Source organism: Pseudomonas sp. BN411 (assembly GCF_029871235.1).
Classification (GTDB): Bacteria; Pseudomonadota; Gammaproteobacteria; order Pseudomonadales; family Pseudomonadaceae; genus Metapseudomonas.
Genome location: NZ_SSOM01000067.1, coordinates 374,516 through 393,222, shown reverse-complemented (window position 1 = coordinate 393,222; position 18,707 = coordinate 374,516). Strand labels below are relative to the sequence as shown.

Below are 18,707 nucleotides of genomic sequence, written 5' to 3'. Positions count from 1 at the left end.
AGGTGTGTTTAGCAAAGGTATTTTTTAAGGACCGCTTCAGTTCAGGTACGGCGACCAGGACGGTTCGCGAATGTCGCCCTGAACTGTGGGAATCGGGACTCGTACGCGCCCGTTTGTAGACACGAGCATCAGCACGCCGCCCCCCTGCTGGCGAGTTGCGTAGATTAGCATGGTGCCATTAGGCGCAACAGTGGGAGAGTCGTCCAGGCTAGTGCCGGAAAGGATGCGCGGAGCACTGCCCGAGCGGGTCAGATCCTGGGCGGCCACCTTGAAGTTGGTGAAGCCGTCCTGACGGTGGATCATCACCAGCATCTTCTCGTCAGCCGATAGTTTCGGGTTGGCGTTGTAGTTGCCCACGAAGGTCACGCGCTGCGGCTCGCCACCGTTGATGTTGGCCTTGTAGATCTGCGGCTTGCCGGCACGATCCGAGGTGAAATAAATGGTCTGGCCATCGGCGCCCCAGAACGGCTCGGTGTCGATCGCCATGTTATTGGTCACGCGACGCAACTGGCGGCTGCCCAGGTCCATCACGTAGATCTCCGGGTTGCCATCGCGGGACAGCACGAACGCCAGGCGATTGCCTTCCGGAGACCAGGCCGGAGCGCCGTTCAGGCCTTCGAAGTTGGTGATCTGCTCGCGGCGGCCGGTGTCGATGTGCTGGACGAAGATGCGCGGACGCTTCTGCTCGAAGGACACATAGGCAATACGACGGCCATCCGGCGCGTAGCGCGGCGACAGGATCGGCTCGCGGGATTGCAGCAGGGTCACGGCGCGCTGACCGTCGTAGTCGGAACGCTGCAGGGTGTAACGGGTGTTGTTCACCGAGAAGCGCTCTGCGGTCACGTAGAGCATGCGGGTGGAGAACGCACCCTTGACGCCGGTGAGCTTCTCGAACGACTGGTCGGCGATGTAGTGCGCCATGTCACGCAGCTGGTCGGTGGAGCCGCTGACGTTCCCAGCCATGACCTGCTGCTCGGTGGTGACGTTGAACAGGGCGAACTGCACCTGCAGGCGGCCACCGGCCGGAACGACGCTGCCTACCAGCACGTACTGGGCGCCCAGGGCCTTCCAGTCGCGGAAGATCACTTCGCTGGCCTGGGTCGGCAGGCTGATCATGTTCTGGCGCGGGATCGGCTCGAAGTAACCGGAGTTGCGCAGGTCATTGCCGACGACTTCGGAAATGTCGGTGGGCAGCACGGTGCCGCCCTGCCAGCCAAAGGGCACCACGGCGATCGGGGTCGCCCGGTCGGTACCGCTGGTGATCACCAGCGGGTCAGCGGCCTGGACGGAGCCGGCCAGCATGGCGACTCCGATCAGGACGATACGAATCAGGGTTTTCACAGACCTAAATCCTCCGGTTTGAAGATGATGCGGCGCTGCCTGTACATCTGGTCAAAGGTAGCGCGGTCCAATTGTTGCATTTCGGGGATGCGGCCAACGCTGCGGACCGCACTAACGGCCGAGCTGTCGAAGGGCGCATCGCCGCTGGAGCGGGTGACACTGGCGTTGGTGATGGTGCCGTCAGGCAGCATCTCGATCAGTACCTCTACGCTCATGCCGTTACGTGCCGATGGCGGACGGCGCCACTGCTCGCTGACCAGCTTGATGATCAGGTCATCGAGACTGCCTGCGACCTGGTCACCGACCTCGTCAGCCAGGGCCTGCTGGTGACCCACATCCTCGGACAGCAGCTCGGCCAGTGCCGCAGCTTTCTTGTCCTCGGCAGCCTTGCGCTTGGCTTCGTCTGCCGATTTCTTCTTCGCAGCGTCAGCAGCAGCCTTCTTCTTGGCTTCTTCCGCGGCCTTTTTCTTCGCCGCCTCGGCTGTCGCTTTCTTCTTCGCCTCTTCCGCGGCCTTTTTCTTAGCCTCTTCAGCGGCTTTCTTCTTCGCCTCTTCGGCCGCCTTTTTCTTGGCTTCCTCTTCGGCTTTCTTCTTGGCGAAATCGGCCTGTTTCTTCTCTTCGACCTTTTTCGCCTCTTCAGCTTTCTTGGTTTCAGCTACCTGCTTGGCTTCCTCGGCCTTCTTCGCCGCTTCGTCGGCCTTTCGAGCCTCCTCGGCTTTCTTTTGTTCCGCCGCCTTGGCTGCCGCCGCTACCTTCTGTTCCTCAGCCTTCTTCTGCTCCAGCTGCTCGGTTTCATACTGAGGAGCAGTGGTCTGCTTCTTCTCGCCGGCGATCTTCTGGTTGGTCTGGGTAGTGGCCTGGCTCTGGGATTTGAGCTGGTACAGGGTGGCCTGCACGATCGGCCGGGAAGGCGGCAATTCCGGGGTGAAGGCGAAGCTGACGAACAGCATGCCGAACATCAGGGCGTGCAGGGACACGGCCCAGATGGTCGGCCAGAAGTAGCTTTCCGAGGAGGAGCGTTCGCTCTGCTGCTGCATCAGGGCGCCTCGGTGATCAGCCCGACGTTGGCCACGCCAGCCTTCTGCAGGCCGCCCATCACAGCCATCACGGCGCCGTAGTCGACTGTCTTGTCGCCACGAACGAAGACCTGCACGGTCTTACCCTGGCGGCTGTTCTCGGCCATGATGCCGGAGGCCGCCTGGACCAGCTGGTCGAGGGAAACCGAGGTCTCGCTCTTGCGGGTCTGGTCGGTCTGGACCTCTTCGCCCATGTTCCAGTAGTAGGACTTGTCGGCCTTGATGGAGATGGTCAGGACGCGAGCATTGTTGTCCTGCGGCAGGGCCTCGCTGGAGACCTTCGGCAGGTCGACCTTGACGCCCTGGTTGAGCATGGGCGCGGTGACCATGAAGATCACCAGCAGCACGAGCATGACGTCGATGTAAGGCACGACGTTCATCTCGGCGACCGGTTTGCGTTTTTGGCGGATTCTGGCCATTGCTTGAAACCTTTCCTGTCAGGGTCCCGGCGACTTACTCGTCGCTGGTATGCACCTTGCGGTGCAGGATGGCCTGGAACTCGTCGGCGAAGGTGTAGTAGCGGCCAACAAGGGTTTCACCGCGAGCGGCGAAGCGGTTGTAGGCGATAACGGCCGGGATCGCGGCGAACAGGCCGATCGCAGTGGCGATCAGAGCCTCGGCGATGCCGGGGGCCACGGTGGCCAGGGTCGCCTGCTGTACCTGGGCCAGGCCGCGGAAGGAGTTCATGATGCCCCACACGGTACCGAACAGGCCGATGTACGGGCTGGTGGAACCGACAGTGGCGAGGAACGGCAGGCTCTGTTCAAGCTTCTCTTCCTCACGGGAGATGGCCACGCGCATGGCACGGGCAACACCTTCCATCACCGCGTCCGGGTCGACGCCGGCCTGCTGGCGCAGACGGGAGAACTCCTTGAAGCCGGCACGGAAGATCTGCTCCACACCGCAGTCCGGGTCCGGGTTGCTGCCCGCCTGGCGGTACAGCTTGGACAGGTCGATACCGGACCAGAAGCGCTCTTCGAAAGTCTCCAGGGACTTCTTGGCGGCACGCAGCATGTTGCTGCGCTGGAAAATCATGATCCAGGAGGTGACCGATGCGGCCACCAGGGTCAGCATGACCAGCTGCACCACGATACTGGCGTTGCTGATCAGGCTCCACATGGAGGTATGGTCGACGACGTTGGCTTCCACGCTTAATCTCCTGCTGGGAATAGACCCGGGTCGGCGGCGAAGGCTTCACGCAGCGCTTCGGGAATCGCCCGGGGTTTCAAACTGTCGGCACGTACACAGGCAATCAGGAATTGCCCTTCGCATAGCAGTGCATCATCGGAAGCGCGCCTGACCTGTTGACGAAAACGCAGGCTCGCACGGTTCAACTCCATTACCTCGGCACTGACGTTCAGCTCGTCGTCCAGCTTCGCAGGCGCCACATAGCGCGCCTCGGCCGAATGCACGACGAACAGCAGGTTCTCCCCGGCCAGCTCGGACTGGGCAAAGCCCAGACTGCGCAGACGCTCGGTTCGAGCCCGCTCCATGAACTTGAGGTAATTGACGTAGTAGACGATTCCGCCGGCATCGGTGTCTTCGTAATAGACACGACAGCGATGCTGGAACGGCTGGGCCCCATTTTGCGCGCGCATACTCTAGTGCTTACTCCTAAGGTTGCCAATCCGGCCAGGCAACTGTTTTTTCATGGCTGCATCCCTGCCGAGCGCTTCGACCACGGAAGCGTCTAATCGTCACCCGAACCGAACAGATCGGCGGTCGGATTGTCCGCCATACGTTTGGGCAGGTTCAGCCCGAAGTGTAAGTAGGCATGACGGGTGACCACCCTCCCCCTCGGCGTCCGCATGATGTAGCCCTGCTGGATCAGGTAGGGCTCGAGAACATCTTCGATCGTGTGGCGTTCTTCGCTGATCGCCGCCGCCAGGTTGTCGATCCCCACCGGGCCGCCATCGAACTTGTCGATCATCGTCAGCAGTAGACGCCTGTCCTGGTGGTCGAAGCCACGTTCATCGACGTCCAGCAGATTCAGTGCCTTGTCGGCGATGATGCGGGTGATGTGCCCCTCACCACGAACCTCGGCGAAATCTCGCACCCGACGCAACAGGCGGTTGGCGATCCGCGGCGTACCACGGGCACGCCGCGCGATCTCGAAGGCGCCCTCGGGCTCGATCTGCAATCCGAGGATACCGGCGGATCGGGCGACGATGGTCGACAGGTCCTGGGTGCTATAGAACTCCAGGCGCTGGACGATGCCGAAGCGGTCGCGCAGCGGGTTGGTCAGCATGCCGGCACGGGTGGTGGCACCCACCAGGGTGAAGGGTGGCAGGTCCAGCTTGATCGAACGGGCCGCCGGGCCTTCACCAATCATGATGTCGAGTTGGAAGTCCTCCATCGCCGGATAGAGCACCTCTTCGACGATGGGTGAGAGGCGGTGGATTTCGTCGACGAAGAGCACGTCGCCGGCTTCCAGGTTGGTCAGCAGCGCCGCGAGATCGCCGGGCCGCTCCAGTACCGGGCCAGAGGTGCTCTTGATGGCTACGCCCATCTCGCTGGCGATGATGTTCGCCAGGGTCGTCTTGCCCAAACCAGGCGGGCCGAAGATCAGGGTATGGTCGAGGGCCTCGCTGCGCCCCTTGGCAGCCTGGATGAACAGCTCCATCTGCTCGCGCACCACCGGCTGGCCGATGTAGTCGGCCAGCCGCAACGGGCGAATGGCACGGTCCAGCTGTTCGTCGCGGTCGCGACTGCTGGCAGTGATGAGGCGGTCGGCTTCGATCATGCGGACTTACACCATTCCTTTCAGGGCGCGGCGGATCATTTCTTCACTGGACAGCCCGTCTTCCTTGATAGCGGAGACCGCGCGGCTGGCTTCCTGAGGCTTGAAGCCGAGGGCGATCAGTGCGGCCAGGGCGTCATTCTCCGCACTGGAGACTGCCACGCCAACCCTGGGTTCGACCACCAGGGTGGCGATGGCCGGCATGCTTTCCCAGGCTTTGAAGCGATCCTTGAGCTCCACCAGCAGGCGTTCAGCGGTCTTCTTGCCGACGCCCGGAATCTTCACCAGGGTAGAGGTGTCCTGCGCCTGCACGCAGCGCACCAGCTCATCCACTTCCAGGCCGGACATCAGCGCCAGGGCCAGTTTCGGACCAACGCCGTTCAGGCGGATCAGCTCCCGGAACAGCTCGCGCTCACGCTTCTCGAAGAAGCCATAGAGCAAATGAGCATCCTCGCGCACCACCAGGTGGGTGTGCAGGGTCACCGGCTCACCCACCGAAGGAAGGCGATAGAGGGTGGTCATAGGCACTTCCAGCTCATAGCCAACACCGTTGACGTCGAGAATCAGGTGCGGCGGTTGCTTTTCCGCCAGGTTGCCGCGCAGGCGTCCAATCACGAATAGCGTCCTTTGAATTGATTACAAACGGAGACGGCCGCCACGCCGCTTGGCGGTGGCCAGTCCATGGGGAATAAGGCTCTGCCGGTGATGCGCGTGGCACAGGGCGATTGCCAGGGCGTCCGAGGCGTCGATCTGCGGTTTCTGCACCAGCTTGAGCAGGTGCATCACCATCATCTGCACCTGCTGCTTGTCGGCACCGCCGGTACCGGCGATAGCCTGCTTGACCTGGCTGGCAGTGTATTCGGCGATCTCGAGGCCCGCCTCGGCCGCCGCGACGATGGCGGCACCACGGGCCTGACCCAGCTTGAGGGCGGAATCGGCATTGCGCGCCATGAACACCTGCTCGATGCCCATGGTCACCGGCTCATAGGAGCGAATGACTTCGCTGACGCCGCGAAAGACGATCTGCAGGCGCTCGTGCAACGCGCCAGCGCCGGTACGGATGCAGCCCGAGGCGATGTACTCGCAGCCACGCCCGGTGTCACGAACCACACCGTAGCCGGTGATGCGCGAACCGGGGTCGATACCAAGAATCAGGGTCATGCAGCCGCCAACTCCACAGGCCGGTACAAGGCCAGCACACTGTCTATTTATCCAGCCGCGAGTATACGGAGCCGTCCGCCAACAAAAAAGCCGGAAGCGCTCGAGGCGACTTCCGGCTTCGGGATCACGCCAGCACTCAGCCGAGCTGCTCCATGATCTCGTCCGAGATCTCAGCGTTGTGGTAGACGTTCTGGACATCGTCCAGGTCTTCCAGCATGTCGATCAGCTTCATCACCTTCTGCGCGGTTTCCAGGTCGGCGATTGGCGCGGTGATCGACGGGATCATCGCCACTTCAGCCTCGTCGCCCTTGAAGCCGGCGGCGGTCAGCGCCTCGTTCACCGAGAGGAAGTCGGCGAAGGTGGTGTAGACCTCGACGGAGCCGTCTTCGTCAGCCACGACGTCATCAGCACCAGCTTCCAGGGCTGCTTCCATCAGGGCTTCTTCGTTCACGCCAGGCGCGTAGCTGATCTGGCCCTTGCGGTCGAACATGTAGGCCACCGAACCATCGGTACCCAGGTTGCCGCCGCACTTGCTGAAGGCATGACGCACTTCTGCCGCGGTGCGGTTGCGGTTGTCAGTCATGGCTTCGATGATGATGGCCACGCCGCTCGGTGCGTAACCTTCGTAGCTGAGTTCGACCATGTTGTCGGCTTCGTTGGAGCCGGCACCACGGGCGATGGCGCGATCGATGGTGTCGCGGGTCATGTTCGCGGTCAGCGCTTTATCCACAGCCAGACGCAGACGCGGGTTGTCCGCCGGGTTGCCGCCACCATGCTTGGCAGCAACGGTCAGCTCACGGATGAGCTTGGTGAAGATCTTGCCGCGCTTGGCATCCTGGCGTTCTTTGCGGTGCTTGATGTTGGCCCATTTGGAATGACCAGCCATAACTCACTCCGTACTCTCTATAACGGACGGCGCCCTGTGGCGCCGTCTTGGGTTGGTTCTGATTACTCGGCCTTGGCCTGTTCGCGCAGGCGAATGTTCAGCTCGCGCAGGGCCTTGGCGTCCACGGTACCCGGTGCCTGGGTCATGACATCGCCAGCACTCTGGGTTTTCGGGAAGGCGATCACTTCGCGAATCGAAGAAGCGCCGGTCATCAGCATCACCAGACGGTCCAGACCGAAGGCCAGGCCACCGTGCGGCGGTGCACCGTACTTCAGCGCATCGAGGAGGAAGCCGAACTTCTCTTCCTGCTCCGCGTCGTCGATGCCGAGCACGCGGAATACCGCCTGCTGCATGGACTTGTCGTGGATACGGATGGAACCGCCGCCCAGTTCGGTGCCGTTGAGCACCATGTCGTACGCGCGGGACAGCGCGGCGGCCGGGTTGACTTCCAGCTCCTGCGGAGAGCACTTGGGCGAGGTGAACGGATGGTGCAGCGAAGTCAGGCTGCCGTCGTCGTTCTCTTCGAACATCGGGAAGTCCACGACCCACATCGGCGCCCACTCCTTGGTGAGCAGCTTGAGATCATGGCCGACCTTGATACGCAGGGCGCCCAGTGCGTCGCAGACGATCTTGGCCTTGTCGGCGCCGAAGAACACGATGTCGCCATCAACCGCGCCGACGCGGTCGAGGATCACATTGAGGTTCTCTTCGGGGATGAACTTGACGATCGGCGACTGCAGGCCTTCGACGCCCTTGGCGCGCTCGTTGACCTTGATGTAGGCCAAGCCCTTGGCGCCATAGATGCCGACGAACTTGGTGTAATCGTCGATCTGGCTGCGCGGCATGGAAGCGGCGCCCGGTACGCGCAGAGCGGCGACGCGGCCTTTCGGATCGTTGGCCGGGCCGGAGAACACCTTGAATTCCACGCCCTTCAGTTGGTCGGCTACATCGACCAGTTCCAGCGGGATACGCAGGTCAGGCTTGTCGGAGCCATAGCGGCGCATGGCTTCTTCGAACGGCATGTGCGGGAACTCGTCGAACTCGACATCCAGCACTTCCTTGAACAGCTGACGCACCATCTTCTCGGTGATTTCGATGATGTCGCTTTCTTCCAGGAAGCTGGTCTCGATGTCGATCTGGGTGAATTCCGGCTGGCGGTCGGCACGCAGGTCTTCGTCACGGAAGCACTTGGCGATCTGGTAGTAGCGGTCGAAGCCGGCCACCATCAGCAGCTGCTTGAACAGCTGGGGCGACTGCGGCAGGGCGAAGAAGTGGCCCGGGTAGGTACGGCTCGGCACCAGGTAGTCGCGTGCGCCTTCCGGAGTCGGGCGACCGAGGATCGGAGTCTCGACGTCGAGGAAGCCGTTTTCGTCCAGGTAGCGGCGGATGCTGCTGGTGATGCGCGCGCGCAGCTTCAGCTTGGCAGCCATTTCCGGACGACGCAGGTCGATGAAGCGGTAGCGCAGGCGGGTTTCTTCGCCCACGTCGGAGTATTCGTCCAGCGGGAACGGCGGGGTCTCGGCCTGGTTGAGGACTTCCAGCTCGTAGCCCAGCACTTCGATGGCACCGGACGCCATGTTGGAGTTACGCGCGCCTTCCGGACGCAGGCGGACTTTGCCGGTGATCTTGACCACGAACTCGCTGCGGACACGGTCGGCGCGGGCGAAGGTTTCTTCGCGATCCGGGTCGAACACCACCTGGGCCAGGCCTTCGCGATCACGGATATCGAGGAAAATGACCCCGCCGTGGTCGCGGCGGCGGTGTACCCAACCGCAGAGGGTGATTTCCTGGCCGTCCAGGCTCTCGTTCAGTTGGCCGCAATAGTGGCTGCGCATCATGGTCGTGTTTCGCTTCTCTTGAGTCGTGAATTCGTCCGCCCGCCCTGAGGCGACGGAGCATCCGGCGGAGGTGCAACCCCCTGCCGGACAGGCCGGGGTTCGCGGCAAAGAGCGGGATTATATAGCGTAAATTGCTACCGCGCAGCCGCCCTCCCCTCCACCCCGCGAGCCCTGATCGGGAGCGGGTTCCCTTGCTGGGCCACCGGGCAGTGTCTAAGCTCGCCAGCACTCGCCCGACGGACGGACGCGAAGCACACAAGGAAGGAGTGAAGATGCAGTCGCTTGCAGGGAAAGTCGCAGTCATCACGGGAGCGGGGTCCGGCATCGGCCGCGCCCTCGCCCATCAGTTGGCAGACATGGGTTGCCATCTGGCCCTTGCCGACATCGACGCCGACGGTCTCGAAGCCACCGCAACGCCACTGCGCCGCGAAGGCCTGCAACTATCCACCCACGCACTGGACGTCTCCGATCGCGAGGCCGTTCACGCTTTCGCCGACAGCGTTATGGCCCGACACGGGCGAACCGACCTGGTGATCAACAATGCCGGCGTGGCGGTTTCCCAAACCATCGCTGAGCTGCGCTACGACGATTTCGAATGGCTGATGGGCATCAACTTCTGGGGCGTGGTCCACGGCACCAAGGCCTTCCTTCCTCACCTGCTGAACCAGGGCGAAGGGCATATCGTCAACGTATCGAGCATCTTTGGCATCGTCAGCATGCCCACCCAGGGCGCCTACAATGCCAGCAAGTTCGCGGTGCGAGGCTTCACCGAAGCACTGCGACAGGAACTCTGCGGCACCGCCATCAAGGTCAGCTGCGTTCACCCGGGCGGCATCCGCACCAATATCGCCCGCTCGGCACGCTTCTATCGGGGTATCGATGGCAAGACAGATGCAGCCAAGGCGGCCGTCCATTTCGACAAGCTGGCGCGCACCTCGGCACAGCAGGCGGCGCAGGTCATCATCAAGGGCATGCAAGCCGGACAGCCACGCATCATGGTCGGCGCCGACGCCCGCTTCCTCGATCACCTGCAACGTTTACTGCCCGCCAGCTACCCGCGGCTACTGGGCAAACTGCTAAATAAGAAATGAAGCCAGCGATGACCAATAACTTCTGAGCATTGCATTCATTGATAGAAGACAAGGCTGACCAGTACCCGGCCCGTGTTAGGCTTTTTCCATCACGGGCCCGGTCTGGGCCGCAAGCTACCGAGAGGAGAACTGGTATGGAAATCAACATCGGAATCGCGGAACAGGATCGCGCAGCCATCGCAGAGGGCCTCTCCCGCCTGCTGGCTGACACCTACACCCTCTATCTCAAGACCCACAATTTCCACTGGAACGTCACCGGCCCGATGTTCAACACCCTGCACCTGATGTTCGAAGGCCAGTACAACGAACTCGCCCTGGCGGTCGACTCCATCGCCGAGCGTATCCGCGCCCTGGGCTTCGCAGCCCCCGGCACCTACGCAGCCTACGCCCGCCTGTCCTCCATCAAGGAAGAAGAAGGTGTGCCGGCCGCCGAAGACATGATCAAACAACTGGTGCAGGGCCAGGAGGCGGTAGTCCGCACTGCCCGTGGCATTTTCCCGCTGCTGGACAAGGTCAGCGACGAGCCCACCGCTGACTTGCTGACCCAGCGCATGCAAGTCCACGAAAAAACCGCGTGGATGCTCCGCAGCCTGCTCGCCGCCTGACCTTCAGGCGCTTCAAAAAGGCCCGGGAAACCGGGCCTTTCGCTATGCGCGACAGTCCGCCTGATCTATGCTCTGGCAATTCGACATCCCTCCACAGTGAAGTGCATGAGCCAGCCTCCGAAACATCCGTCGCTGCTTGAGCTTTTCCCCGAAGAAACCCGTGAGGCCGCCGACCTGCTCAAGCAGGCCGTTCCTCATATGGTGCGGCACTCCATTCCGCCGAACCCGGTGCATTACGCCCTCTGGTACACCTACAGCAAGGGCATGGAGCCTGACCTCAATCGCCGCCTGGACAAGATCACCAACGACTTCGATGTCTTCCCCCCTGATTCGGCCCTCAAGCTGTTTCGCGAGTACATCATCCGTGGCGAGCTTGAGGAAGCGCGCCAGGGGCAGCAGCAGGTCATCGACCTGGTGGATGATATCGAGGGTGATGTCAGCCGCAGCGTCAGCGGTAGCCAGGCGTACCAGAGCAGCCTGACAGCCGGACTGGCGGCACTCCACGAGCCCATCATCGACGACCTTCCCAGCGTGCTGAACCACCTGCAGGAAAGCACCCAACTGATGCAGGAACAGCAGGAGCAATTCCTCTATCGCCTGCAGGCCGCCCAAGCGGAAATCCAACACCTGCGTAACCAGTTGGAGCGTGCACAGCTGGCTGCCACGCTGGATGGCCTGACCCAGGTATTCAACCGCCAGGCCTTCACCCGCCTGCTGGAACAGTCCCTGAAGAACGGCCAGGAAGGCCTCGCGCTAGTAATGCTGGATATCGACCACTTCAAACAATTCAACGACCAGTTCGGCCATCCGCTCGGGGATCGCGTGCTCCAGCACGTCGGCCAGCTACTGCGGGAACTGCTACCACCTCGCGGCATGGCGGGTCGTTACGGTGGGGAAGAATTCTGCGTGTTGTTGCGTGACTGCCAGAACCTGAACACAGCCCGCACCTTCGCCGAGCAACTGCGCAATAAAATGCAGGCGCTGCGCGTGAAGGTCCGCCGCACGGATCAAGTGCTCGACACCATCACCGCAAGCTTCGGCCTCGCCCTCGCGGAACCCGGCGACACCCTCGAAAGTCTCATCACCCGAGCCGACGACGCCCTCTACCAGGCCAAGCGCAATGGCCGCAACCAGGTGCATCCCGCAGCCCCTGAAGCAGCGCTAACCGCTTGATTTGAGTAGCCCTGTCCTTTGCTGTTAAATACAGCCGGTGCCGCAAGTCGACCTGTGACCTGCGGCATAGGCCGGCTCCATGCCCTTTTCATCCCGCATGTACCGGCTCTTTTCCGTCTGAGATTCCGTTTCCAAGGTGAATCCATTGAACATGTTGAAAATCGTCCATCTGTTGACGGGCGCTGCCGCTTTATTGCTGTCCTTCATTCCTAGCCTGCGCGCCGACGCCCTGCCCTACCTGCAACAACCCGAAGCCCTTTACCTGGCCTTCTTCGGCCTGCTCAACCTGCTGCTGGCACCGGTGGTTCCGGCCTGGGCCAAGGGACTGCACAACCAGCTGCAGACCCTCGTCTCAGCCCTGCTGGTCCTGGCGGTGATCTTGCAAACGCTGATCCTCCTGGCGCCGATGCCCGAAATCGGTGCTCAACCGGCCATCCTCGTCAGCCTTCTGACCGTGATCCTCGCCGTTGCCCTGCACCTGGCCATCAACCTGCGCAAGGTGACCCAGGCTCCGCTGCTACCCCAGGACATGTCCAACCGCGAAACCGGAACGGTGAAGTGGTTCAACACATCCAAGGGCTTCGGCTTCATCTCTCGCGATTCCGGGGATGACATCTTCGTGCACTTCCGCGCCATCCGCGGGGAAGGTCACCGCGTGCTCATCGAAGGGCAGCGCGTGGAGTTCTCGGTCATCCAGCGGGACAAAGGCCTGCAGGCAGAAGATGTGATTGCCGCTCTCCCCAGCCGACGCTGAAACAGATGAAAAAGCCCGCCAATTGGCGGGCTTTTTTGTGCCCTCAATAATGAGGCGGTGGCGCCTCATCCTCGTTCGACCCGAACTGGCTGAGGAGCTCTTCCTGACGCCTGGCCAGAGCCGACACTTGGAGTTGCAGGCGATCCACCAGACGCTGCTGTTCGACCAGGATGTCGTTGAGGGTCTGGATGGTGTCGTCCTGGAAGGCCAGCCGGCTCTCCAGGTCAGCGATGCGCATTTCCAGACTCATGCCTCAACCCTCCACAAAGCGGAAATCATCGGCCAACACCAGACGCAGCTTGGCGAGAATGGCGGCCACTTGCTCGGGCGAGTAGGCCACCGCCGGATGACGACCCCAGACCGGCGACGGCCAGGCCACGTCCTCGCGGCGACGCACGATCACGTGCATGTGCAACTGGCTGACTACATTGCCCAGGGTTGCGACGTTCATCTTGTCGGCACCGAAGGTGTCCTTGAGGGTCTCGGCCAGGAAAGTGGTTTCCTGCCAGAGCTGGCGCTGCTCGTCAGCACTGAGCTGGAACAGCTCGCTGACCTCTTCGCGACGCGGCACGAGAATGAACCAGGGGTATTGGGCGTCATTCATCAACAGCAGCCGGCACAGGGGGAAATCACCGATGGGCAGGGTGTCCTGCTGAAGTCTTGGGTCCAGGGCGAACATACTGGCCTCTCCTGTTCGACTGTAGGGAATTCGAGATTAGCACCCCCGACCTAACGACCGGCACAGGGGCGCGCAGCATAGCCAAGGCTCACGGCGAGCGGAACTCGCTCGTTGGCACCACCTATATAGAGGAAGCCTCTGTCACGACGCGCACCAGGATCGCGCACGCTTAACATTTCGTTACCTACCGCCACACTCGGGTTACGCACCGCCTGCCACGACGCGGGGTAGAGGCTTTCCCAGACCGTTCAGGCAATGCCTGTCAATAGCCATCTAGCGCGCAAAATGCCTCATTTCAGGGCAGTGGCTTTTCGTATCAGGCATAGGTAGATCAGGCACTGGAAGAGCGGCAGCGAGCGCCCCCTGTGGCAAATGCCAGTTTTCTTTCCATACTTGGTCGTTTGTGCACGTTTGTTGCTTGGCTGGAGCCAGGTCACACGCGGGAAGGGGAGCGAATCCAATGGACGCCCACCCGCACCGTGCCTCGGATACATAGGGGTTGAAGGGATGCAAGAGCGAACCTATAGATATGCGACACACTTCTTCTCGATTTGCGACAGCACTGTGAAGAAATCGTAAGGACTAGGTTTCAACTATCGCCAATATTGTCGCCGTGCTATAAGTTAGCGCCGACACAAAAAGAAAGAACCGCCTTCAATCAATAAAGAAAGCGGCGAGAATCTTCAAAACCAAAGGAGCAATCACAATGCAAGTGATGAAGTGGAGCGCACTGGCTCTGGCCGTGACCGCCGGTACCACTCAATTGGCTTTTGCCAGCGCCCAAAGCGATTCCAAGGGCTTCCTGGAAGACAGCAGCCTGAATCTGCTTAACAAGAACTACTACTTCAATCGCGACTTCCGCGACGGTGGTCGTAACAACTCCGGTCGCAATGCACTCAAACCCGCCAATGAGCGTAAGGGTTACCGCGAAGAGTGGGCCCACGGCATTATGGGCTTCTATGAGTCGGGCTTCACCCAGGGCACTGTGGGCTTCGGCGCTGACGCCTATGGCTTCCTCGGCATCAAACTGGATTCGGGCGGTGGTCGCACCGGCACTGGCCTGCTGCCGATCGGATCCGACGGTCGCCCGCAGGACGACTACAGTGAAGCGGGTGGTGCAGTTAAGCTGCGCCTGTCCAATACCGTGCTGAAATACGGCGAAATGCGCACCACCGCACCGGTATTTGCCACTTCCCACAGCCGCCTGCTGCCGGAAACCGCCACCGGCTTCCACCTGAGCAGCGAAGAAATCGAGAACCTGGCTCTCGAAGCCGGTCACTTCACTGCCTACAACAACCGTGACTCCACCAACAGCGATGACGAGCTGCTGATCAACTACGGTGCCAATGAAGTCGGCAAGACCATGGACTACGTCGGTGGCGCCTACGGCATCAACGACCAGCTGAGCGTATCCCTGTACGGCGCCAAGTTCGAAGACACCTGGAACCAGTACTACGGCAACGCCAACTACACCCTGCCGATCACTGACGACCAGAGCCTGAACTTCGACTTCAACATCTACCAGACCAACGACACTGGTAAGAAGCTGCAGGGCGAGATCGACAACACCACCTTCAGCATCGCCTCCACCTACACCATTGGCGCGCACAGCTTCCTGCTGGCCTACCAGAAAGTAGACGGTGACACTCCGTTCGACTACGTCGGCGGTGACTCGATCTTCCTGTCCAACTCCATGCAGTACTCCGACTTCAACGGCGCGAACGAGCAGTCCTACCGTGCTGGCTACACCCTGAACATGGCTTCCTACGGCGTACCGGGCCTGACCTTCATGGCCACCTACGTCTACGGCGACGACATCGACGGCACCAAGGCTGACCCGGACGGCGGCTACGCCGACCTGCAAGGCGCCGACGGCAAGCACCGCGAAACCAACCTGGACCTGAAATACGTAATCCAGGAAGGCGCGGCCAAAGACCTGTCCTTCCGTGCTCGTCAGGCGTTCCACCGCGCCAACGACGATCAGGCCGAAGGCGATATCGACGAGTTCCGCCTGATCGTCGAGTACCCGCTGAGCATCCTGTAATCACAGGATCGGTACTTCGATACATCAAAAAGGAAGCCCGACATGAGAATGTCGGGCTTCTTTTTTTGGAAATGAATCAACTACTGCTCAAAAAACATTCACCACGTTCAGTGCGGCAATACATAAGTACCGGTCACGTGCGCAACTAGATCCTCTTCCGCCCCTTGTGAATAAAGTGAAACTTCACATACCGCTTGACGCCGACCCAGTTTAAGAATATGCGCCTCGGCAAGTAGATCCACCGGCTTGGGTCTGGCCAGGAAGTTGATATTCAAGTTGGATGTCACTGCCATTTCGACTTTACCCAACCGTCCCAACACCACTGCATACATGGCGGCATCGGCCAACGCCATGATTGTAGGCCCGGACAATGTTCCTCCCGGTCGCACCAATCTGGGCTGGAAGGGCACGCGCGCCAGCGCTCCCCGCTCATCCATCCGCTCGATCCGGAGGTCGATGTCTTCCGCCATTGGCACACCATTGCGAATGAGCGCCTCCACCTGCTCCGCTGTCAGACTCACTACGTCGCCCTCCCCGCTCTGCCGGACCACAATCCTGTACGCCACTTGATCAGCGCCGTACAATGCCGAGCCATTCAAACCCATCGCAACCGACAAAACGGCCAAACATGCGTACCAGTCAGTACCTGCTGTCTACCCTCAAGGAAACCCCCGCCGATGCCGTGGTGATCAGCCACCAGTTGCTGCTGCGCGCCGGCATGATCCGCAAGCTCGCTTCCGGCCTCTACACCTGGCTGCCAATGGGCCTGCGTGTTCTGCGCAAGGTCGAGGCGGTGGTCCGCGAAGAGATGAACGCCGCTGGTGCGCTGGAAGTATTGATGCCCGCCGTGCAGCCTGCCGAACTGTGGCAGGAATCCGGTCGTTGGCAACAGTACGGCCCTGAGCTGCTGCGTCTGAAGGATCGCCATGAGCGCGATTTCTGCGTCGGCCCGACCCACGAAGAAGTCATCACCGACATGGCGCGCAACGAGCTGAATAGCTACAAGCAGCTGCCGCTGAACTTCTACCAGATCCAGACCAAGTTCCGTGACGAGATCCGTCCGCGCTTCGGCCTGATGCGGGGCCGCGAGTTCGTGATGAAGGATGCCTACTCCTTCCATATGAACCAGGAATCGCTGCAGGAAACCTACGACCGCATGCACCAGGCTTACTGCAATGTGTTCAGCCGCCTGGGCCTGGATTTCCGTCCCGTACTGGCCGACACCGGCTCCATCGGCGGCACCGGCTCCCACGAGTTCCACGTGCTGGCCGAGTCCGGTGAAGACGACATCGCCTTCAGCGACAGCTCCGATTACGCCGCCAACGTCGAAAAGGCCGAAGCCCTGCCCCGCGAGACCGAGCGTCCCGCACCGAGCCAGGAGCTGAAGCTGGTCGACACCCCGAACACCAAGACCATTGCCGACCTGGTGGAAAACTTCGGTCTGGCGATCGAGAAGACCATCAAGACCCTGGTGGTCCACGGCGCCGAGGAAGGCACCCTCGTGGCGCTGATCATTCGTGGCGACCACGAACTGAACGAAATCAAGGCTGCCAACCTGCCCCAGATTGCCAACCCGCTGGTGTTCGCCAGCGAAGCCGAACTGCGCCAAGCCATTGGTGCCGGTGCCGGCTCGCTCGGCCCGCTGAACCTGCCGCTGGCTTGCGTAGTCGACCGTTCCGTTGCCCTGATGAGCGACTTCGCCATCGGCGCCAACATCGACGACAAGCACTACTTCGGCGTGAACTGGGAGCGCGACCTGCCGCTGCCGGAAGTCGCCGACCTGCGCAACGTGGTCGCTGGCGACCCGAGCCCGGACGGCAAGGGCACCCTGGTGATCAAGCGCGGCATCGAAGTGGGCCACATCTTCCAGCTGGGCACCAAGTACAGCGAAGCCATGAAGCTGAGCGTGCTGAGCGAGCAAGGCAAGCCGGTGACCCTGATCATGGGCTGCTACGGCATCGGCGTGTCCCGCGTGGTGGCTGCCGCTATCGAGCAGAACTATGACGAGCGCGGCATCCTCTGGCCGGCGGCCCTGGCGCCCTTCCAGGTCGCCCTGGTGCCGCTCAAGTACGAGACCCCGGCCGTCAAGGAAGCGACCGACAAGCTCTACGCTGAACTGCGCGCTGCGGGCGTCGACGTGCTGCTGGACGACCGTGACAAGAAGACCAGCCCTGGCGTGAAGTTCGCCGACATGGAGCTGATCGGCATTCCGCACCGCATCGTGGTGAGCGAGCGTGGCCTGGCCGAAGGCAACCTGGAATACAAGAACCGCCGCGAGGCCGACAACCAGGCTGTAGCGGTCACTGAGGTTCTGTCCTTCATCACTGCCCGCGTGAATCGCTGATCGAGAAAATGTCCAAGCGCAGTTCCCATTACCTGACCGGCGCCGCCTTGTGCGGCGCCCTCTTCGTCAGCGGTTGTGCCAACCATTTGCCGCAACGCAGCGAGCACGAGGAGCGAGTCGAGCGCAAATTGCTCAATCACAGCCTGCAGATCGAGGTGGGTGATCCCCAGGTCCTGGAACTGCCGCAGCGACGCGTCCGCATCAACGAGCAGAAGACCTTCGAAGTCACCGAGTTCGAGGTTAGCCGTCACTACGACCGCTACACCCCCTACCAGCCCTGGCGGGAACTCTACGAGGTTCCGCTGGGTGCGGTAGCAGTGGTTGCTGGCGTCGGCGCCAATGTGCTCAATGTGGTACTGCTCGGCAGTCTGCCAGACACCGCCACCAGGGACTGGATCAGCTATGGCTTCGCCGGCCTCAACCCGGCAATGAACGTCGAGTCCAACGGCCGTTCCGAACAGAACCTGGCCAGCCTCGACGAGAAGCAGATGGACAAGCGCATGGAATACTCCAGCACGCCATGGGCGGAGCGTCCGGTGCTGGTCAAGCTGGGCAACCACACCCATGAGCTGCTCACCGATCGCAATGGCATCCTGCGTCTCAATCTGCTGGACGGTCCCTTTGCCGATCAGGACGTCAGCCGCATCGGCAAGTTGCAGCTGAGCGTCGAAGATCCCACGGACAGCGCCCGAGCCGACGCCACCCTGGGCATCAGCCACTCCCTGCGCGGAAAGCTGGCGGAAGCCCATTCGCTGATCTTCGAAGACCTGGAGGACGATGAAGTCCCGCAGTGGGTCCATCGCGTCAAGCGCCTGTCGGAACTGGGCCTGGAAGAAGAAGCCAGCGAACTGGAGCAGAGCCTGATCGAGCTGACCCGAAACGATCCGGAACTGCAGCAGGAGTTTCTCCAGTCGCTGATGAAGGATGCCGGGCGCCTGGCAGCCGATCCGGGCGATTCGGACTGAGTGAATCCGG

At 61.5% G+C, this 18,707-nt stretch carries 20 protein-coding genes and 1 pseudogene; 8 read left to right on the top strand and 13 right to left on the bottom strand.

Features of this window, described 5'->3' with window-relative positions:
• Positions 1–36: 36 nt before the first annotated feature.
• From tolB to aspS, 10 genes are all read right to left on the bottom strand, one after another.
• A complete protein-coding gene (gene tolB, locus E8F06_RS14600) occupies positions 37–1,341 on the bottom strand; it encodes a Tol-Pal system beta propeller repeat protein TolB (protein WP_280368384.1) in 1,305 nt (434 codons plus the stop codon).
• A complete protein-coding gene (gene tolA, locus E8F06_RS14595; RefSeq protein WP_280368382.1) occupies positions 1,338–2,378 on the bottom strand; it encodes a cell envelope integrity protein TolA in 1,041 nt (346 codons plus the stop codon). The genes tolB and tolA overlap by 4 nt, the downstream gene beginning before the upstream one ends.
• A complete protein-coding gene (gene tolR, locus E8F06_RS14590; protein WP_151136188.1) occupies positions 2,378–2,836 on the bottom strand; it encodes a protein TolR in 459 nt (152 codons plus the stop codon). The genes tolA and tolR overlap by 1 nt, the downstream gene beginning before the upstream one ends.
• A 34-nt stretch (positions 2,837–2,870) precedes the next feature.
• Positions 2,871–3,566 (bottom strand): protein TolQ, encoded by a 696-nt coding sequence (gene tolQ / locus E8F06_RS14585; RefSeq protein ID WP_190831225.1) that lies wholly within the window; start codon positions 3,564–3,566, stop codon positions 2,871–2,873.
• A 2-nt stretch (positions 3,567–3,568) separates the two neighbouring features.
• The gene (ybgC, locus tag E8F06_RS14580; protein WP_271472139.1) at positions 3,569–4,015 is read right to left on the bottom strand and encodes a tol-pal system-associated acyl-CoA thioesterase; all 447 of its coding nucleotides are present in this window, start codon (positions 4,013–4,015) and stop codon (positions 3,569–3,571) included.
• Between the two features lie 92 nt (positions 4,016–4,107).
• The gene (gene ruvB / locus E8F06_RS14575) at positions 4,108–5,160 is read right to left on the bottom strand and encodes a Holliday junction branch migration DNA helicase RuvB (RefSeq protein WP_280368378.1); all 1,053 of its coding nucleotides are present in this window, start codon (positions 5,158–5,160) and stop codon (positions 4,108–4,110) included.
• Positions 5,161–5,166: 6 nt separating this feature from the next.
• A complete protein-coding gene (gene ruvA / locus E8F06_RS14570; protein ID WP_151136196.1) occupies positions 5,167–5,772 on the bottom strand; it encodes a Holliday junction branch migration protein RuvA in 606 nt (201 codons plus the stop codon).
• A gap of 21 nt (positions 5,773–5,793) precedes the next feature.
• Positions 5,794–6,318 carry a crossover junction endodeoxyribonuclease RuvC gene (gene ruvC / locus E8F06_RS14565; protein ID WP_280368376.1) on the bottom strand — a complete coding sequence of 175 codons (525 nt, stop codon included), beginning with the start codon at positions 6,316–6,318 and terminating at the stop codon, positions 5,794–5,796.
• A 136-nt stretch (positions 6,319–6,454) separates the two neighbouring features.
• Positions 6,455–7,204 carry a YebC/PmpR family DNA-binding transcriptional regulator gene (locus tag E8F06_RS14560; RefSeq protein ID WP_280368374.1) on the bottom strand — a complete coding sequence of 250 codons (750 nt, stop codon included), beginning with the start codon at positions 7,202–7,204 and terminating at the stop codon, positions 6,455–6,457.
• A gap of 62 nt (positions 7,205–7,266) precedes the next feature.
• Positions 7,267–9,042 (bottom strand): aspartate--tRNA ligase, encoded by a 1,776-nt coding sequence (gene aspS / locus E8F06_RS14555; protein ID WP_280368372.1) that lies wholly within the window; start codon positions 9,040–9,042, stop codon positions 7,267–7,269.
• Between the two features lie 272 nt (positions 9,043–9,314).
• Between aspS and E8F06_RS14550 the strand changes: the two genes are divergently transcribed.
• From E8F06_RS14550 to E8F06_RS14530, 5 genes and pseudogenes are all read left to right on the top strand, one after another.
• Positions 9,315–10,133, top strand: coding sequence for an SDR family NAD(P)-dependent oxidoreductase (locus tag E8F06_RS14550; RefSeq protein WP_280368369.1), 819 nt, complete (start codon positions 9,315–9,317; stop codon positions 10,131–10,133).
• Positions 10,134–10,267: 134 nt separating this feature from the next.
• Positions 10,268–10,738, top strand: coding sequence for a Dps family protein (locus E8F06_RS14545; RefSeq protein ID WP_151136205.1), 471 nt, complete (start codon positions 10,268–10,270; stop codon positions 10,736–10,738).
• A gap of 105 nt (positions 10,739–10,843) precedes the next feature.
• Complete coding sequence (locus E8F06_RS14540) at positions 10,844–11,911, top strand: GGDEF domain-containing protein (RefSeq protein ID WP_280368367.1); 1,068 nt, start codon at positions 10,844–10,846, stop codon at positions 11,909–11,911.
• 151 nt (positions 11,912–12,062) lie between these two features.
• Positions 12,063–12,386 (top strand): annotated as a pseudogene (locus E8F06_RS14535) (cold shock domain-containing protein membrane protein); the annotation flags it as partial.
• Positions 12,387–12,440: 54 nt separating this feature from the next.
• On the top strand, positions 12,441–12,665 hold the full coding sequence (locus tag E8F06_RS14530; protein WP_162945915.1) for a cold-shock protein: 225 nt from the start codon (positions 12,441–12,443) through the stop codon (positions 12,663–12,665).
• Between the two features lie 43 nt (positions 12,666–12,708).
• On the opposite strand, the gene E8F06_RS14525 is transcribed toward E8F06_RS14530, so the two are convergent.
• The gene (locus E8F06_RS14525) at positions 12,709–12,915 is read right to left on the bottom strand and encodes a SlyX family protein (protein WP_280368365.1); all 207 of its coding nucleotides are present in this window, start codon (positions 12,913–12,915) and stop codon (positions 12,709–12,711) included.
• Positions 12,916–12,918: 3 nt separating this feature from the next.
• On the bottom strand, positions 12,919–13,344 hold the full coding sequence (locus E8F06_RS14520; protein ID WP_280368363.1) for an HIT domain-containing protein: 426 nt from the start codon (positions 13,342–13,344) through the stop codon (positions 12,919–12,921).
• 706 nt (positions 13,345–14,050) lie between these two features.
• Here E8F06_RS14520 and E8F06_RS14515 point away from each other — a divergent pair.
• Entirely contained in the window at positions 14,051–15,388 is a 1,338-nt protein-coding gene (locus E8F06_RS14515) for an OprD family porin (RefSeq protein ID WP_280368361.1), read from the top strand.
• Between the two features lie 107 nt (positions 15,389–15,495).
• On the opposite strand, the gene E8F06_RS14510 is transcribed toward E8F06_RS14515, so the two are convergent.
• Positions 15,496–15,903, bottom strand: coding sequence for a PaaI family thioesterase (locus E8F06_RS14510; protein ID WP_280368580.1), 408 nt, complete (start codon positions 15,901–15,903; stop codon positions 15,496–15,498).
• 113 nt (positions 15,904–16,016) lie between these two features.
• Between E8F06_RS14510 and E8F06_RS14505 the strand changes: the two genes are divergently transcribed.
• Positions 16,017–17,732: a proline--tRNA ligase gene (locus tag E8F06_RS14505; RefSeq protein WP_280368359.1), complete on the top strand. Its 1,716-nt coding sequence runs from the start codon at positions 16,017–16,019 to the stop codon at positions 17,730–17,732.
• Between the two features lie 8 nt (positions 17,733–17,740).
• Positions 17,741–18,697: a hypothetical protein gene (locus tag E8F06_RS14500; protein WP_280368357.1), complete on the top strand. Its 957-nt coding sequence runs from the start codon at positions 17,741–17,743 to the stop codon at positions 18,695–18,697.
• Positions 18,698–18,707 lie beyond the last annotated feature (10 nt).

Coding starts and splice junctions, on each gene's coding strand:
- tolA (WP_280368382.1), bottom strand. CDS start 2,378: ATGCAGCAGCAGAGCGAACGCTCCTCCTCGGAAAGCTACTTCTGGCCG.
- tolR (WP_151136188.1), bottom strand. CDS start 2,836: ATGGCCAGAATCCGCCAAAAACGCAAACCGGTCGCCGAGATGAACGTC.
- ybgC (WP_271472139.1), bottom strand. CDS start 4,015: ATGCGCGCGCAAAATGGGGCCCAGCCGTTCCAGCATCGCTGTCGTGTC.
- ruvB (WP_280368378.1), bottom strand. CDS start 5,160: ATGATCGAAGCCGACCGCCTCATCACTGCCAGCAGTCGCGACCGCGAC.
- ruvC (WP_280368376.1), bottom strand. CDS start 6,318: ATGACCCTGATTCTTGGTATCGACCCCGGTTCGCGCATCACCGGCTAC.
- E8F06_RS14560 (WP_280368374.1), bottom strand. CDS start 7,204: ATGGCTGGTCATTCCAAATGGGCCAACATCAAGCACCGCAAAGAACGC.
- aspS (WP_280368372.1), bottom strand. CDS start 9,042: ATGATGCGCAGCCACTATTGCGGCCAACTGAACGAGAGCCTGGACGGC.
- E8F06_RS14550 (WP_280368369.1), top strand. CDS start 9,315: ATGCAGTCGCTTGCAGGGAAAGTCGCAGTCATCACGGGAGCGGGGTCC.
- E8F06_RS14545 (WP_151136205.1), top strand. CDS start 10,268: ATGGAAATCAACATCGGAATCGCGGAACAGGATCGCGCAGCCATCGCA.
- E8F06_RS14540 (WP_280368367.1), top strand. CDS start 10,844: ATGAGCCAGCCTCCGAAACATCCGTCGCTGCTTGAGCTTTTCCCCGAA.
- E8F06_RS14530 (WP_162945915.1), top strand. CDS start 12,441: ATGTCCAACCGCGAAACCGGAACGGTGAAGTGGTTCAACACATCCAAG.
- E8F06_RS14525 (WP_280368365.1), bottom strand. CDS start 12,915: ATGAGTCTGGAAATGCGCATCGCTGACCTGGAGAGCCGGCTGGCCTTC.
- E8F06_RS14520 (WP_280368363.1), bottom strand. CDS start 13,344: ATGTTCGCCCTGGACCCAAGACTTCAGCAGGACACCCTGCCCATCGGT.
- E8F06_RS14515 (WP_280368361.1), top strand. CDS start 14,051: ATGCAAGTGATGAAGTGGAGCGCACTGGCTCTGGCCGTGACCGCCGGT.
- E8F06_RS14505 (WP_280368359.1), top strand. CDS start 16,017: ATGCGTACCAGTCAGTACCTGCTGTCTACCCTCAAGGAAACCCCCGCC.
- E8F06_RS14500 (WP_280368357.1), top strand. CDS start 17,741: ATGTCCAAGCGCAGTTCCCATTACCTGACCGGCGCCGCCTTGTGCGGC.